The following is a 15,681-nucleotide window of genomic DNA, read 5'->3' as shown; positions in this document are numbered from 1 at the left end:
CAGGGTCGCGGAGCTCTGTTCCGGGCCGGTGTCGTCCCCATTGCGGTGCGGGGGCCCCCGGGCCGGGGCGCTACGGTGCCGCCCGTGCCGACGCGCTACGTGGTGCTGCTCCGGGGCGTCAACCTGGGGCGGGCGCGGCAGATGGGGATGCCCGAGCTGCGGGAGACCCTGACCGCGCGCGGCCACGGCGGCGTCCGCACCCACCTGCGCAGCGGCAACGTGGTCCTGGACAGCCCGTTGTCCGCCGACGAGCTGACCGCCGACGTCGAGGCGGCGCTGCGGGAGCGGTTCGGCTTCGAGGTCCCCGTCGTCGTCCGGACCGGGACGGAGGTCGCCGACCTGGTGGCCGCCGACCCGCTCGGTGCCGTCGCCACGGACCCGGCCCGGCTGCTCGTCACCTTCCTGCGTCGGCCGCCGGACCCCGAGCGGGTGGCCGCGCTGCCCCCGGCGGACCGTGGCGAGTACCGGGTCGTCGGCCGGGAACTGCTGCTCTGGCTGCCCGACGGGATCGCCGGCACGCCGCTGGCGTCGTGGCGCTGGGACACGCTGCTCGGCGTGCCGGGGACCTCGCGGAACTGGAACACCGTCCGGAAGCTGGCCGATCTGGGCGCCGTGTGACACCTGTTACAGCCAGGTTTAGCGGGGGGCCGGTGGTGCCATACGCAGGTGTTCGGCTCGCCCGCGGGCCGCAGCGAGGTGCGCCTCCGGGCGACGAGCACGTGAGGGGACCAGCGGCGTGACACGGGAGACGGCCGGGCCGGTCTGGCCGTCGGCCACTCCTCCGGCGGCCCGCGAGGGCCTCCGGTGGGAGCTCGCCGACGTCGCCGAGCTGCCGCGGGTCCGGGCGGAGCTGCGTCGGCACCTCAGCGCCGTCGACCCCACCACGGTCGACCTCCGCGACCGGCTGGTGCTCGCCCTCGACGAGATGGCCTCCAACGCACTGCGGCACGGTGGCGGTCGGGTGGCCGCGGCGGTCCGCGGAACCGGGGCGGGCTGGCTGATCGAGGTCTCCGACAGCGCGGCCGCCACGCCGCCGACGCCCGCGGTGGGCCGCGACCCCAGCGAGGGCGGCCTGGGGCTCTACCTCATCGCGGAGCTGGCCACCGACCACGGCTGGTACGTCTCCGCCGGCGCCAAGCACGTCTGGGCCGTCCTGAGCTCCTGAGCGGCCCCGTCCAGGGGCTCGCCGCGAGCCTGCGAGCGGTGAGGAGGACGGGTCCTCCTACTGCGGGTGCAGGCGGATGGCGACCAGGGCGATGTCGTCCTGCAGGCCCTCCGGCCGCAGCCGCTCGATCACCGCGTCGCAGAACTGCTCGAGGGGCAGGCTGCCCAGCTCGGCCAGCGCGCCGCGCAGCCGGGCGATGCCCTCGTCCAGCGGCAGGTCACGCCCCTCCACCAGGCCGTCGGTGTAGAGCAGCACGGTGGCGCCGCGCCGGAAGGTCACCGCGTGCTCGCTGCGCCGGGCGGCCGGGTCGACGCCCAGCATGAGCTCCGGGCGCTCCCCGGCGAGCTCCTCCACCCGCCCGTCGGCGTGCAGCAGCAGGGGCGGAGGGTGCCCGGCGTTGGACCAGCGCAGGCTGGTCAGCCCGGCGGCGCGCTGCTCCGGCGTCTGCTCGACCCGCGCGACGGCCGCGGTCGCCATCGTGCGCATGCCCAGGCCCTCGATCGCGGCGTCGAGGTCGGCGAGGACCCGGGCCGGGCCGACGTCGGGCCGGTGCGCGATGCCGCGCAGCATCCCGCGCAGCTGGCCCATGGCGGCCGCGGCGGCGGTGTCGTGGCCGACGACGTCGCCGATGACCAGCACGGTCGACCCGTCGGGCTGCAGGAAGGCGTCGTACCAGTCGCCGCCCACCTCGGCGACCTGGACCGCCGGCAGGTAGCGCACCACGATCTCCGCCGAGTCGGCGGACGGCGGCTCGGTGAGCAGGCTGCGCTGCAGGCCCTCGGCCAGGCTGCGCTGCTGCTCGTAGAGGCGGGCGTTGTCCAGCGCCAGCGCCATCCGGGAGGCGACCTCCTGCGCGGCCGCGACGTCGTCGGCGCCGACCCGCGGCCGGTCGGGCGACCGGTAGACGCTGAGCGCGCCCAGCGTGCGCCCGCGGGCCGACAGCGGCAGGGTCAGCGCCGTCCGCGGTGCCAGCTGCCAGAACAGCTCCGCCGCCTCGCCGGTCAGGGTGTTGCCCACCGTGGCCCCGACGTCGTCGACGGTGAGCGTCCGCCCCGAGGCCAGCGCCCGCATGACCGGTGCGTCGGGGCGGATGGCGGCGAGGCGCAGGCCCGCATAGCGCTCCACCGCGGGCCGGACGTCCGGGTCGCCGTGCCACGAGCCGACGTCCCGCATCCGGCCGTCCTCCCCCGCGAGGCTGACGATCGCCCAGTCGCCCAGCACGGGGACGACCGCCTCGGCCAGCCGCTGCAACGCGGCCTCCTCGCCCTTGCCGGCGGTCAGCGTCTCGGCGGTCACCGCGCTGACCTCGGCGATCATCGCCAGCCGGGCGGCACCCGCACGCGCCCGCTCCTCGGCCGCCCGGCGCTCGGTGACGTCGAGGAAGTACACCGACAGCCCGTCGGGGCCCGGCCACGCCCGCACCTCGTACCAGGCGTCCAGCGGCGGCGGGTAGTAGGCCTCGAAGACCCGCTCCTGGCCGGTGGCCGCCGCCCCGCGGTAGTGGACCTCGAAGTCGCTGTCCACGGCGTGCGGGTAGAGCTCCCAGATGTCGCCGCCGAGCAGCTCGGCGCGGGAGCGGCCCAGCACCCGCTCGGCCTCGGCGTTGACGTAGGAGAACCGCCACTGCCGGTCGAGGGCGAAGAACGCCGCGTTCATCGACTCCAGCACCCGGGCGACGCGGGCGTCGGCGTGCCGGTGGTCGGTGGTGTCGTAGCCGGCACCGAGCAGGCGGACGGCGACCCCGTGGGCGTCGGCGAGCGCCCGGCCGCGGCCCTGCACCCAGCGGGTCTCCCCGGTGGGCAGGACGATCCGGAACTCCGCGTCGTACTCGCCGACCGCGTCGATGGCGCCCTGCAGGGCCGCCAGGGTCCGGTCCCGGTCGTCCAGGTGCACCCGCGCGGCGAAGGCGTCGATGGTCTGGTCGAACGTCGCGCGGTCGTAGCCGAAGATCGCCAGCAACCGGTCGTCCCAGGTGAGCCGGCCGGTGACCAGGTCCCAGTCGAAGCTGCCGATGCCGGCGGCGTCGATCGCGAGGTCGAAGCGGAGTCGGGCGAGCTCGGGCTCGGGGTACCCGGCCACCGGGCGCGGCCGGTCCACGCTCACGTCTCGAGTCACTCGCAATCCAGGGGCCGGGCGGCGGGGGCTGACGCGGCTCGGCCGCGGCCTGGCCGGTGCCCGCGGGGAGACGGCCGGCTGGTCCTTTGTCTCACGGCGTGGCCCTCCGTACAACAGGTGTGGCGGGATCGACACCGCGGACGGGTCCCGCCCCCGGGGGCAGGGAGGGCGGGACCCGAGCGGTCGCGAGCGACCGCGTCGTCGTGGAGCGTTCCTCCACCCTGGGGAACGAGCCTGCTGCCCAAGGGTCACGCCTCGCCGGGAGAACGACCGACGGCGGGCGCCCCCGGTCCGGGAGGGCGCCCGCCGTCGGGCGGGGAGGGGCGGACGGTCGTCGTCCGCCGGCACGAGGGTCACGTCCTGCGTGCGGGCGTCCAGCGTCACGGCGCCCGGCGAGCACGGCGGCTCCGTGGCCCGGCCGGTCTGCTGCGTCGACTCCCGGCCGCGCCGGGGAGGCGACCCGGCGGCGCGGACCCGCGACGGCGCCCGGCGAGGTCGTGCCGGTCGGACCCGGGGGCGCGGGTGCCGGCGGATGACCTGGTCCCTCCCGCGGACGGCGGCCCGGTGCCGCGAGCCGGCCGCCCAGCGGTCTGCGCCTCCCTGGTGGGTCCGCGCGCTGCGTCGGGGCGCAGTCGGCGGGAGGTCGAGGCGAGTACCGGTGGAGCGGGACGACTGGGGCGGCGGGTGCCACCGTCACGAGGGGACGGGCGGGGCGGTGCGAGGTCGGCCAGGAGGAGCGAGACGGTGCCGAGGCGACGGTCGCGGTCACCGGAGGGGGAAGGCGGTGACCGGCAGCCGGCGGGCTGGCGGGGGTGCGGTGGACGGCGTCCGCGGCGAGGGCCGTGGTCGCGCTGGGATCAGCCGGACGGCGATCCCCGGGCCGGGGGTGGCCGCGGGTCACCCCGCGCCCGGGCCGGGGCGGAGGCCCGGGGCGTTCCTCGGCGGTGCCCGGCCGGCGCGGTTCCCGGGGAGGGGGTGGGCCGCGGTGCCGGCACCTGCCGGGCGAGCGGGGGGACCACCGGGACGCGGGGCGGAGCGACCGGCCGGGGAGCCCGGGCCGGACGGAGCGCCGCGGCGGGGGAAGGCGCCGCGGGCTGGATCGTGGGGGTGTTCGGCAGCTCGGTGAGCACCACCGGGCCGTCGGGACGGAGAGCCGGGGGGACCGGGCGGCCCCACGCGAGGTGGGCGCCGTCGGGCCCGGCACCCCAGAGGGCCAGGCGGCGGACGAGCCCGCGCAGCCGGGCGCGCAGGCTCGGCCGCGCCGGCTGGTCGGCCGCCGGCCGGGGGGCGGCGGCCGGCGGCTCCGGCACCGGTGCGGCGGAGGACGCCGGCGCGGCCGGGCGGGGCCGGGGCGCCGGCACCGGCCGGGCGACCGGGAGGGAACGGGCCGGCCGCCGGGCCGCACCCGGGCGCAGCACGGCCGCCCGGCCCGGCCGCGGCCGGCGCAGGGGCAGCTCGTCGGCGCGCTCGAGCACGTCGAGCAGGCCGCTGAGGGTCAGGTCGTCCGCCACGCGGGACGCGCGGGTCACGGGTGCCCGGTCCAACGCCATGACGTCCTCCTGCAGGTAGTTGCCGCGACCGGGGAAGGTGCCGCGGACAAGGAGAAAGGTAGGGACGGCGGCCCGCGCGGACGGCCGTTCGGGACACCTCCCGGAGAGCGCGTGACCGAACCGTTGCAGCGGGTCTCCGCACCGGCCGGTGACCCCGCGCTCGTCCCAGGGCCTTGTCGACAAGCCGTGCCCTCCCGAGCGTGGGAGCCGCTGGTCAGGGGCTCGGTCACCCCGGGACCCGCTGGGGCGCGCCCGCGTGTCGGGGCCCGGTCCGCCGGGTCGGTCCCGGTTTGCCGGGTCGGTCCCGCCTGCCGAGACTCGACCGGTGACCGGACCGGCCGAACCCGAGACCAGGCTGCGCCGCGCAGTCAGCGGCAGGCTCCTCTACCTCTTCGTCCTCGGGGACGTCCTCGGCGCGGGCGTCTACGCCCTCGTGGGCGAGGTGGCCGCGGAGGTGGGTGGCGCCATCTGGGTGCCGCTGGTGCTGGCGCTCCTGCTGGCCCTGCTGACGGCCGCCTCGTACGCCGAGCTGGTCACCAAGTACCCGAGGGCGGGCGGGTCGGCGGTGTTCGCCGAGCGGGCGTTCCGGCGCCCGGTGGTCGCGTTCCTCGTCGGCTTCTGCATGCTCGCCGCCGGGGTGACCAGCGCGGCCGGCCTGGCCCTGGCCTTCGCCGGCGACTACCTGGGCGTGTTCCTCGACGTGCCCGCCGCGCCGGCGGCACTGGTGTTCCTGCTCCTCGTGGCGCTGCTCAACGCCCGGGGGATCAAGGAGTCCCTGCGGGCCAACACGGTGATGACGCTGGTGGAGGCCTCCGGCCTGGTGCTCGTCGTCGTCCTCGGGGCCGTGGTCCTCGGCCGGGGGGACGGCGACCTGGGCCGCACCGTGGAGTTCCCGCCCGGGGTCTCGGCGGGCTCGGCGGTCCTCGGCGCGGCGCTGCTCGCCTACTACTCCTTCGTCGGCTTCGAGACCTCGGCCAACGTCGCCGAGGAGGTGCGCGACGTGCGCCGGGTGTACCCGCGGGCGCTGTTCGGCGCGCTGCTCACCGCGGGCGTGGTCTACGTGCTCGTCGGCCTCACCGCCGCGGTGGTGCTGCCACCGGAGGAGCTGGCCGGCTCCAGCGGCCCGCTGCTGGACGTCGTCCGGGCCGCGGACGCCGGCATCCCCGACCAGCTGTTCGGCCTCGTCGCCCTGATCGCGGTCGCCAACGGCGCGCTGCTGACGATGATCATGGCCAGCCGGATGGCGTTCGGCATGGCCGAGCAGGGCCTGCTGCCGCGGGCGCTGGGCCGGGTGCTGCCGGGACGCCGCACCCCCTGGGTGGCGATCGCCGTGACGACGGCGGTGGCGATGGTGCTGACCGCGACCGGCTCGCTGGCCGCGCTGGCCAACACCGTCGTCCTCCTGCTCCTGCTGGTGTTCCTCAGCACGAACACCGCGGTGCTGGTGCTGCGCCGCGACCGGGTGGAGGCCGACCACTGGCGGGCGCCGACGGTGCTGCCGGTCCTGGGCATCGCCTCCTGCCTGCTCCTGCTGGCGCGGCAGGAGGCGGGGACGTGGGTGCGCGCCGGGGTGCTGCTGGCGGTGGGCGTGCTCCTGCACGCCGGGACGCAGGTCGCGCGCCGGCGGCGGGACCGGACCGAGCCCCGGGAGCGCTCCGTCGCCGGCTGACAGGATGGCCCGGTGGCCGACCGCACCCCGCTGGTGATCGACACCGACCCGGGCATCGACGACGCGCTGGCGATCCTGCTGGCCCTGGCCAGCCCCGAGGTGGACCTGCGGCTGGTCACCACGGTGCACGGCAACGTCGAGCTGGCGCAGACCACCGACAACGCGCTGCGGGTGCTGCACCTGGCGGGGCGCTCGGACGTCCCGGTCGCCGCCGGAGCCCGGGACTCGCTGGTCTACCGGCAGCCGGAGCGGGCCGGGCACGTGCACGGCGGCACCGGACTGGGCGGGGTGCAGCTGCCGGCCTCCCCGGCCGCCGTCGACCCGCGTCCGGCCGTGGTGGCCCTCGCCGAGCTGCTGCTGGCCTCGGAGACGCCGGTGACCGTGGCCGCGATCGGGCCGTGGACGAACATCGCGCTGCTGCTGGCCACCTACCCCGAGGCCGCCGACCGGATCGGCCGGCTGGTGCTGATGGGCGGTTCGGCCGGCCGGGGCGGGAACGTCACCGCCGCTGCGGAGTTCAACGTCTGGGCCGACCCGGAGGCCGCCCAGCGGGTGCTGGGCTCGGGGGTGCCGACCGTGCTGGTCGGGCTCGACGTCACGGTCCCGACGGTGCTGGACGCCGACGGGATCGCCCGGTTCGCCGCCGCGGGGCCGATCGGGGCGACGGCGGCGGCGGTCCTCCAGCAGTACGTGGACCACGCCCGCGCCCAGTACGGGACGACGGGCGTCGTCGTCCACGACGCACTGGCCCTGACCGAGGCGATCGTGCCGGGCACCGTGGGCACCGCGCGGCGCGACGTCGTCGTCGACACCACCCTGGGCGCCGGCCGCGGCCAGACCCTGGTCGACCGGCGCACCGTCTCCGACTCGCCCACCGCCGTCGAGGTGGCCGAGACGGTCGACAGCCCGGCCGCGGTGGAGTTCCTGGTCAGCCGGCTGGAGGCGCTGAGCCGGGGCGCTCGGTGACCCGGCCGCCGTCGTGCGTGGAGTCCACGATGCCGGCGGCGATCTCCCGCAGCTTGCGGTTGTAGCGCTGGGAGGCCTCGCGGAGGATCTCGAAGGCCTGGTCGGCGTCCACCCGGCGCTGGGCCATCAGCACGCCCTTCGCCTGCTCGATGACCGCCCGCGACTCCATCGCCAGCCGCATGTTGCGGGCGTGCTCGGCGAGCCGGTCGTGCGCGTCGGCGTTGGCCACCGCGACCGCGAGCGCCTCGGCCACCGCGCGGCCGACCTCCTCCGCCTCCGGTGCGGCGAAGGCCGCCGGTTGCGAGGAGTAGACGTTGAGCGCGCCGATCGCGCTGCCCTGGTACGGGAGGGGCACCGAGAGCGAGCTGCGGACGCCGACCTCGGTGACGCGGGCCGTGTAGTCCGGCCAGCGCTGCTCGGTGTGCATGTCGTCGATCCGCAGCACCACCCCGGCACGGCCGGCGTCCATGCAGGGCCCGTGACCGCGCTCGTACTGGATCTCGTCGGCGGCCAGCGCCATCTCGCCGGTGTGCGCGGCGGTGAACGCCTTGTCCCCGCGGATCAGGGTGATGGACGTCGACTCCGCACCCGGGATGGCGCGGCTGGCCAGGTCGGTGATCTCACCGAGGACGTCGGCGAGGGCGCGCTCGGCCAGGACCACCCGGGAGAGGTCGCGCAACATCTCGTCCACGCGGCCAGTCTGCCCTGCCCAGACCTCCCGTGAGGACCCCCCGGATCCCGGCGCGACCCCACCCGCTTCTGCAGGACGCGGCCGTTTCGGTCAGGATGGACCCCGGGCTGGCCGCGGACGGGCCGGGAGTCCGCCCAGCACCGGCGAGGAGGTCGCGATGGGCCAGGAGACGTGGCCGCACGCTCCCGTCCCCTCCATGCCCGGCGACGTCTGGCACTGGCAGCTGGACTCGATGCACGTCGTCTCCCGGGTGCGCGCCGACCTGCGTGCCCGCATCGCGCACCCGTCGGTCTGCTCGGCCTCCACCGACGACGCCCGCGACGGGCTGCTGCTCGTGTTCGAGGAGCTCGCGTCCAACGCCCTGCGGCACGGGGGTGGCGCCGTCCGCGCCCTGGTGGTGGCCGGCACCGACGGCTGGCTGCTCGACCTCAGCGACGAGGCGCCGGACAAGCCGCCGGTCCCCGCCGTCGACCGCGACCCCGCGTTGGGTGGCATGGGGCTGCACCTGGTGGCGCAGCTGTCCTCCGAGTACGGCTGGGAGAACCGGCCCGGCCGCAAGCACGTGTGGGCGCGGCTGCCCAACGGCCGCCAGCCGCTGGAGAGCGCCCAGGAGTGGGTGCCGGAGCCCCGGGCGCCGGAGATCCCCCGCCACCAGGACTGAGGCGGTGACATCGCGGTCCTACCGGACCGCACCGCGGCCAGGTGCCGTCCCCCCGCTGAGCTGAGCCCCTCCCGTGTCCCGATCGGGAGACCCGCAGAGCCCCCGCGACCGGTCCACCCCGCGGCCAGGTGCCGTCCCCGCCTACCTGCCGGCGCGGGTGACGGCGGCGCAGAACCGGTCGTGGTCCTCACGTACCTCCGCCATCGGTGCCAGCACCTCCTCCTGGGCCACGACGTCCACCGCGGCGCGCAGCCGCGCCTCGGCTCGGCGCGCCCGCCGCCGGGCACGCAGGCCCACGAACGGCCGGGCGACCAGGGCCAGCAGCGCCCCCGCCAGCAACCCGCCCACCAGCAGCAGCGTGGGCAGGGGCAACCCCTCCACCCGGGGCAGCGGGACGACGTCGTCGAGCTGGAACAGGCCCAGGGCCACCAGGGCCAGCAACCACAGCGCGCCGGCCAGCGCGACGAGGGTCAGCAGCCACTGCAGACCGCCGACCCCGCGCTGCCACAGCGGCGTGCGCGAGGGGCCCAGGTCGGTGCCGGCCACCGCACGGTCGAGCCGGTCGGCCAGCTGCTGCTCGGATACCTCGACGGTGCGCCGCAGGTCGTCCCGCCACGCCTGCGGCAGGCCCTCGCCGGCGGCCTCGCGCGCCTCGCGTACCGCCCGCGTCACGCCGGCCTGCTGCACCGCGCCGGCCGCCGGGAGCGACGTCCGGGAGCCCGCCGAACCCCCGCGTGCCGGGTCCTGCGCCGCGCCCAGGTGGAGCCGTTCCAGCGGGTCCGCGCGCAGCTTGCGGGTCCAGCGGACGACCGGCCAGCCGGTGGCCGCCGTCCCGCTGCGCCGGGTCGAGCGCGCCACGGCCGCCGCGACGGTCGGCACCCCGGCCGCCTCGGCCAGCGCGGCGGTGAGCTGCTCACGCTCCCGGCGTCCCACCCCGGGGCCGCCCTCGCCGCAGTGGGCCGACAACGCCCGGGCCACGTCGCGGACGTCCGCGGTGAGCCGGTCGGTGGCCGCGCGCCGGGCCGACACCCGCCGGGCGAGGTCGGCCCGGAGCTCGCCGAGGCCGGTGCCGGTGCGCGCCGAGACCGCGAGCAGCGGGGTGTCCGCCAGCCCCTCCCGGTCCAGCAGCGCGCGCAGGTCGGCCAGGCACTCCTCGGCGGCCACGGCGTCGAGCCGGTCGACCTGGTTGAGGACGACGAGCAGCACGCCGGCGTGGCCGGCCAGCGGCACGAGGTAGCGGTCGTGGACGGCGGCGTCGGCGTACTTCTCCGGGTCGAGCACCCACACCAGCACGTCGACCAGCTGCACCAGCCGGTCCACCTCCAGCCGGTGCTCGAGCTTGATGCTGTCGTGGTCGGGCAGGTCGAGCAGGACCAGGCCGTCGAGGGCCGGCTCCGGGGCGTGCCGGTGCCGGCGGGGGACCTCCAGCCAGTCCAGCAGCCGGTCGGTCGTGTCGTCCGGACCGCCGTCGGCCACCCACACGGTGGCGTGCGCGACGCCGGTCGTCGGCCGACGGACGCCGGGCGTGCTGACCTCGGCGCCCGACAGCGCGTTGAACAGGGTGGACTTGCCGCTGCCGGTCGCCCCGGCCAGCGCCACGACGGTCGCGTCGCCGAGCGCCTCCCGGGCACCGGCCTTGGCCAGCAGCGCGCGGGCCCGGCCGACCTCCGGCACCTCGAGCCGGTCCTCGGCCACCTCGACCGCCTCGCGGAGGGCCGCCAGCCGGTCGGCCAGCGGCGCGGTGCCCCGCCTCACCGGTCGGTCCGGGCGGCGCCGAGGGCGGTGACGGCGGTGCGCAGCCGGGCGGCGTCGTCCGGTGCGGCACCGACGGCGTCGACCAGTCGCTCGAACCGCCCCTGCTCGTAGCGCAGCAGGGCATCGGCGCGGGCCTGCAGGTCCTCTCGCGCCCGGGCGGCCAGTGAGCGGACGGCGGCGTCCCCGAACACCGCCTCCAGCAGCCGCTGACCCAGCGCGGTCGTCCCGCCCGCGACGGCGACCTCGCCGCCGGTCAGGCCGCCGGTCTGGGCGAAGACGGCGACCATGACCACCGCGCCGGCGCCGTTGACCCCCCAGGACAGGACGCGGGCACGGGTCCGCTTGCCGGCACCCTCCTCGCGGACCAGGTCGAGCACGTGGCCCTGCCAGTCCCGGACCTGCGCGGCGGCGGCCTCGGGGAAGTCCTCGGAGACCCGCTCGAGGTCCTCGTCGCTGGCCGCCAGCAACGCCGGCCCGCCGGGCATCGCCCGCCACGCGGTGACGGTCCGCTCGGCGGCACGGTCGGCCTCGGCCCTCAACAGCGTCTCCACGCTGGTCTCCAGGGCGCCGGTGAGGTCCTCGGCCGGGGTGGGCCGCCCGGTCAGCGCGGCGCTGACCCGGTCGCGCAGCCGACCGATCGAGCTCTGCAGCGAGCGCATCCACTCGCCGGTGCCGACGAACTCCTGCCAGCGCGCGAGCACCTCCCCGCGCAACAGGCTGCCGCTGCGCACGCCCTCCTCGATGCCGTCGTAGGCGGCGGTGTAGGCGGCGGCCGCGGCCCCGCGCAGCGCGGTGGCGGCCGCGGCCTGCTCGTCGACGGCCTCAGCGATGCCGGCCACCCTGTCCTCCAGGCTGGCCAGTGCGCCGGTGAGGGTCTGCCGGACGACCGCCGCCCGCTGCTCCTGGTCGGCGGCGAGCGCGTGCAGCCACTGCCGCATGGGGGCGACCTGGTCCTCGGGGAGCCGGCCGTCGACCAGCGGCCGCTCCTCGACCACGAACAGCCGCGTCCCCGACAGGCCGGCGCGCTCGAGCATGCCGGCGAGGTCGGGCGCGATCTCGCCGGCCGCGCCGACCGGCACCCGGTCGAGCACCACGGCCAGCGCGGTCCCCCGCTCCTGCGCCGTCCGCAGCACGTCCCAGGGGACGGCGTCGGCGTAGCGGGCGGCGGTGGTGACGAAGACCCACAGGTCGGCGGCGGCCAGCAGCTGGGCGGCCAGCTCGCGGTTGGACTCGACCACCGAGTCGACGTCCGGCGCGTCGAGCAGGGCCAGCCCCGGGGGGACGTCGTCCCGCGCCACCACCTGCAGCGTCCCGGGGCCCCCGGACGAGCCGGTGACCCGGGCCAGGCCGGGGAGCACGCGGTCCCCCTCGAACGCCGGCACGTCGACGCGAGCACAGACCAGCACGGGCGACCGCGTCGTGGGCCGCAGCACGCCGGAGGTGGTCACCGGCGCACCGACGAGGCTGTTGACGAGGGTCGACTTGCCCGCGCCGGTGGAGCCGCCCACCACGGTGAGGAGTGGGGCGTCGAGGTCGCGCAGGCGCGGCAGGAGGTAGTCGTCGACCTGCTCCACCACGCCGCGGGCGGCCCGGCGGGCGGGCTCGCTCCCGGGGGTGGCCAGCCCGAGCGGAGCGGCCGCGACGGCGTCCCGGAGGGCGACCAGGGCCTCGGGCAGGCGGGCAGGGAGCGTCACACCAGGGGATCTGCCCCGCCGTCGCCGTCCTCAGTCGTCGGGGCGGGTGGCGCGTTCCTCGCGCAGCGCCCGGAAGACCCGGCGACGCAGCCGGTCCTGCTCCCGCTCGGGGAGGTCGACGAAGCGCAGGGAGAGCTGCCAGCGGGAGCCCCGCGTGAGCTGGCGGGCGACCTCGGCCCAGGTCGTGATCGCGCCGTCCTCGAGCTCCACCGTCACCCCGAGCCCGGCGCCGGGCAGCGGCGGGTTGCCGTAGGCCTCGACGACGCAGCGGGTGCCGGCCTCGCTCAGGTCGAGGCTCTGTCCCTCGAGGTCGACGCCGTTGACCGCGAGGACGACGGGCCGGGCGACCCGGGCGCGCACGGCCTCGCGGCGCTGGGTCTGCTCCGCGGGACCGGTCACGGCGAGGTGCCAGCGCGGCACGGCGCCCCGGGCGACGGTGGCCACCTCCGCGGGCATGATCCAGCCGCCCGCGCCGTCACGCCAGAAGACCTCCACGCGGTCGCCGACGCGGACCACCTGCTGGTCGACGAACTCGCTGCTGGACGGGCGGAGGACGAGCGTGGTGTCGCCGGAGGCCTCGACCCGGGTGCTCACACAGACCTGGTGGCCCGCGAGCGTCACCTCGGCCTCGGCGTCCACCGCGGGGTGGACGCCCCCAGCCACGACGGCCATGCTCACCCCTCCGTTCCGTTCCGCGACACGGCAGCTCCGCAGACGTCGCTCAGGAGGGAACGGTAACCGCCGTTGCCACCTGCAACCGTGCCGCGACGCAGACCCCACCCGGCAGGGGGAGAGACGCTCCTCGGGCGGTGCTCCCGCGGCTGTCGTCAGGCGGAGTCGCTGACGGGGGCGTCCCCGTGCACCTGCCGGGCGCAGTGCGCGCAGCAGTAGAAGGAGCCCTCCACGACGACACCGTGGCCGATGACCTTGCAGCCGCAGTGCTCGCACACCGGCGCCATCTTGTGGATCGCGCACTCGAAGCTGTCGAAGGTGTGCCGTGCGCCCGCGGCCACCACCTCGAAGGCCAGCTCGTAGTCGTTGCCGCAGACCTCGCAGACCGCCATGACCCCTCCTCACCCGTCCGGAGGTCCTCTCCTTCCCCGGGGCGGACCCGGGGACACCGGCGAGCCGCCCGGCGGGGTCAGCGGGCCCGGGACCCCAGCCGGGGGCGGAAGCTGCGCCGGATGCGCCGCCACCGGTTCGGCGTCCGCTCGGCGTCGAGCAGCTCGGTGTCGGCGAGCACCCGCTCGACCGGGCCGAGGTCGGGCGCCCGGAAGGGCACCAGCGAGCGGCCGACCGGCCGGCGCAGGCTCTCCACCGCGCGCACCAGCGAGCCGCCGGAGCCGGCCACCACCTCGGCCACGGCCTCCGGAGGCACGCCGAGGTGCTCCCCGAGGAGCCGGTCGCGCAGACCGGTGACCGCCCCGGCCAGCTCGTCGCGCCGCGGATCACCGGCGCGGGCCTCGATCGACAGGTCGCACTCGGTGTCCAGACCCATCGACCGGTTGTTGAGGTTCGAGGAGCCGATCCGCAGCAGCCGGTCGTCGACCACCATGACCTTGGCGTGCACGTAGACCGGCCGCCGTCCCGCGGTGACCGGCACGTACAGCCGGAACCGGTCGTGGACGTCGGCGTCCCCGACCAGCGCGAGCAGCTTGGCGCGGGCGGTGCCCATCGCCTTCTCCTCCAGCCAGCCGTCGGCGCTCTCCGGGTTGACGACCACGAACTCCGGCCCGTCGTCCTCGCGCAGCCGCTCGGCGATCGCCTCGGCGATCCGGCGGTTGGCGAAGTACTGGCTCTCGATGTAGACGGTGCGCCGGGCGCCGGCGATCGCGGCCAGCCACAGCAGCTCGACCTCGTGGACCAGCTCGTCGCCGCCGTACTCGGGGCGGGTGCGGGAGATCGCGACGTCGACGTCGGTGAGCAGCGGCTCGACGTCGGGTGGCCAGCAGGCCTCGACGTCGGGGACCGGCTCCAGGGAGCGGCCGGTGCCGCTCTCCCACCGCTCGCGGGCCAGGTCACCGAGCGCCCGGGCGGCGGGCCCGGACACCAGGCTGGTCACGTCGTGCCACGGCCCGGTCGGCCGGTGCGTCGACGGACGGCGGCGCAGCGGCTGGCGGTCGAGGTGCTCGGGGGTGTCCCAGCGGTCGGCGGTGACGTCGATGCCGCCGGCGAAGGCCAGGCAGTCGTCGATCACCACGATCTTCTGGTGGTGCGCGCCGCCCACCGGGTGGTGGGTGTCGACCGTCATGGTCAGCCGGGACGGCGTGCGGCGGTTGAGCAGCACGATCGGGGCGAGCCCGCGGCCGAGGGCCAGGACCATCCCGTAGTCCCACTGCAGGACGCCGATCTCCAGCTGCGGGTTGGCCTTGACCGCGTCCTCGAGGACCCGCCCGAGCTTGTCCGCGCGCCGGGACCCCGAGTGCCGTCGTCCCGAGCGGCGCGGGTCCAGCCGGATCCGCGGGTCGAAGTCCCAGCCGATGAACAGCACCCGCCGCTGCGCCCGCAGCACCGCCCCCTTCAGCGCGGCGAAGTAGTCGGCGGCGTCGACGAAGACCGCGTGCCGGTCGGCCCGCTCCACCCGCCAGCAGGTCTCCCCCGGGACCAGGAGCTCCTCGGTGGCGACCGGCCCGGACCCCTCGTCGAACACCCCCGTCAGCCGTTGCGGCGCAGGAAGCCGGAGACGAAGTCGCGCAGGCTCCGGGTCGGCCGCAGCCAGGCGCCGTCCGGCGGCAGGGCGTCCAGCCGCACGCGGTCCAGCGGCTCGACGAACGCGCCGGGCACGTCCTCGATGTCGATGAACTCCAGCAGGTCCGACCCGATGGCGTAGCCGGCGACCTCGCTGAACGCGACGACGACGACCTGCGTGCCCGACCGCGCCAGCTGCTCGAGCGGCTCGGCGAAGTTGCGCCCGTCCCCGGAGAAGACGACCAGCCGGCGCAGGCGGTGGCTGTGCTGCCGGACGGCGATGTGGTCGAGCATGTCCTGGTCGATGTCGTCGTCGGGCTGCGTCTTGGGCCGGGCGAACACGGCGAACCCGAAGCTGCGCAGCGCCTCGACCCACCGCTGCAGGGAACCGACGACCGGCGGGATGTTCGCGAACACGCACGCCTCCACCTCCGGCGCGTCCGGCGCCAGCGGGTCGCCCGCGCCCTCCACGAACCAGGCGGCGATGGCGTCGAACCGCGGGCGGGAGGCAGCGGTCGGGCGGGCGCCGATCACCGTCGACAGGGTCATGTCGATGTTGGGCGCGTCCCAGATCAGCAGGTCCAGCGCCGGGCGGGCCCGGCCCTCCCGCGCGCCGTCCGCGGTGTCGGCGTCCGGCTCACCGGCCAGGTCCAGGTCGAGGTCGCTCACGGGGGCAGTCTGCCGGGTGGGCGGCGAGGTGGTGGACGGCGGACCGGCCGGGCGCGGC

At 76.9% G+C, this 15,681-nt stretch carries 14 protein-coding genes; 5 read left to right on the top strand and 9 right to left on the bottom strand.

Going from position 1 to position 15,681, the window contains the following annotated elements; translation table 11 throughout:
• Positions 1-84 precede the first annotated feature (84 nt).
• On the top strand, positions 85-618 hold the full coding sequence (locus ACI79I_RS08845; RefSeq protein ID WP_456991938.1) for a DUF1697 domain-containing protein: 534 nt from the start codon (positions 85-87) through the stop codon (positions 616-618).
• Between the two features lie 118 nt (positions 619-736).
• On the top strand, positions 737-1,165 hold the full coding sequence (locus tag ACI79I_RS08840) for an ATP-binding protein (protein ID WP_456991937.1): 429 nt from the start codon (positions 737-739) through the stop codon (positions 1,163-1,165).
• A 57-nt stretch (positions 1,166-1,222) separates the two neighbouring features.
• Here the strand turns inward: ACI79I_RS08840 and ACI79I_RS08835 are convergent, their stop codons facing one another.
• Together ACI79I_RS08835 and ACI79I_RS08830 are read right to left on the bottom strand one after the other, a co-directional pair.
• On the bottom strand, positions 1,223-3,268 hold the full coding sequence (locus ACI79I_RS08835) for a SpoIIE family protein phosphatase (RefSeq protein ID WP_456991936.1): 2,046 nt from the start codon (positions 3,266-3,268) through the stop codon (positions 1,223-1,225).
• Positions 3,269-4,137: 869 nt separating this feature from the next.
• A complete protein-coding gene (locus ACI79I_RS08830) occupies positions 4,138-4,830 on the bottom strand; it encodes a hypothetical protein (protein ID WP_456991935.1) in 693 nt (230 codons plus the stop codon).
• Positions 4,831-5,155: 325 nt separating this feature from the next.
• Here ACI79I_RS08830 and ACI79I_RS08825 point away from each other — a divergent pair, with 325 nt between their 5' ends.
• Complete coding sequence (locus ACI79I_RS08825; protein WP_456991934.1) at positions 5,156-6,499, top strand: APC family permease; 1,344 nt, start codon at positions 5,156-5,158, stop codon at positions 6,497-6,499.
• Between the two features lie 12 nt (positions 6,500-6,511).
• Positions 6,512-7,465 carry a nucleoside hydrolase gene (locus tag ACI79I_RS08820; RefSeq protein WP_456991933.1) on the top strand — a complete coding sequence of 318 codons (954 nt, stop codon included), beginning with the start codon at positions 6,512-6,514 and terminating at the stop codon, positions 7,463-7,465.
• On the opposite strand, the gene ACI79I_RS08815 is transcribed toward ACI79I_RS08820, so the two are convergent.
• Positions 7,428-8,147 carry an ANTAR domain-containing protein gene (locus ACI79I_RS08815; RefSeq protein WP_456991997.1) on the bottom strand — a complete coding sequence of 240 codons (720 nt, stop codon included), beginning with the start codon at positions 8,145-8,147 and terminating at the stop codon, positions 7,428-7,430. The two genes, ACI79I_RS08820 and ACI79I_RS08815, sit on opposite strands and share 38 nt — an antisense overlap.
• A gap of 166 nt (positions 8,148-8,313) precedes the next feature.
• Between ACI79I_RS08815 and ACI79I_RS08810 the strand changes: the two genes are divergently transcribed.
• On the top strand, positions 8,314-8,817 hold the full coding sequence (locus ACI79I_RS08810; protein WP_456944917.1) for an ATP-binding protein: 504 nt from the start codon (positions 8,314-8,316) through the stop codon (positions 8,815-8,817).
• Positions 8,818-8,958: 141 nt separating this feature from the next.
• Here ACI79I_RS08810 and ACI79I_RS08805 read toward each other — a convergent pair whose 3' ends face one another.
• From ACI79I_RS08805 to ACI79I_RS08780, 6 genes are all read right to left on the bottom strand, one after another.
• Complete coding sequence (locus tag ACI79I_RS08805; RefSeq protein WP_456991932.1) at positions 8,959-10,572, bottom strand: GTPase; 1,614 nt, start codon at positions 10,570-10,572, stop codon at positions 8,959-8,961.
• Complete coding sequence (locus ACI79I_RS08800) at positions 10,569-12,266, bottom strand: ABC transporter (protein WP_456991931.1); 1,698 nt, start codon at positions 12,264-12,266, stop codon at positions 10,569-10,571. Before ACI79I_RS08800 ends, ACI79I_RS08805 begins: the two co-directional genes overlap by 4 nt.
• Positions 12,267-12,296: 30 nt before the next feature.
• On the bottom strand, positions 12,297-12,938 hold the full coding sequence (locus ACI79I_RS08795; RefSeq protein ID WP_456991930.1) for a flagellar brake protein: 642 nt from the start codon (positions 12,936-12,938) through the stop codon (positions 12,297-12,299).
• A 155-nt stretch (positions 12,939-13,093) separates the two neighbouring features.
• Positions 13,094-13,330, bottom strand: a complete 237-nt coding sequence (locus ACI79I_RS08790; protein ID WP_456944913.1) for a hypothetical protein — start codon at positions 13,328-13,330, stop codon at positions 13,094-13,096.
• A gap of 77 nt (positions 13,331-13,407) precedes the next feature.
• Positions 13,408-14,916 carry a phospholipase D-like domain-containing protein gene (locus ACI79I_RS08785; RefSeq protein ID WP_456991929.1) on the bottom strand — a complete coding sequence of 503 codons (1,509 nt, stop codon included), beginning with the start codon at positions 14,914-14,916 and terminating at the stop codon, positions 13,408-13,410.
• 5 nt (positions 14,917-14,921) lie between these two features.
• Positions 14,922-15,623, bottom strand: a complete 702-nt coding sequence (locus tag ACI79I_RS08780; protein WP_456944911.1) for an NYN domain-containing protein — start codon at positions 15,621-15,623, stop codon at positions 14,922-14,924.
• Positions 15,624-15,681: the final 58 nt, after the last annotated feature.

Source organism: Geodermatophilus sp. SYSU D01105, from assembly GCF_054050095.1.
This window is presented reverse-complemented; position numbering and strand designations above follow the sequence as displayed.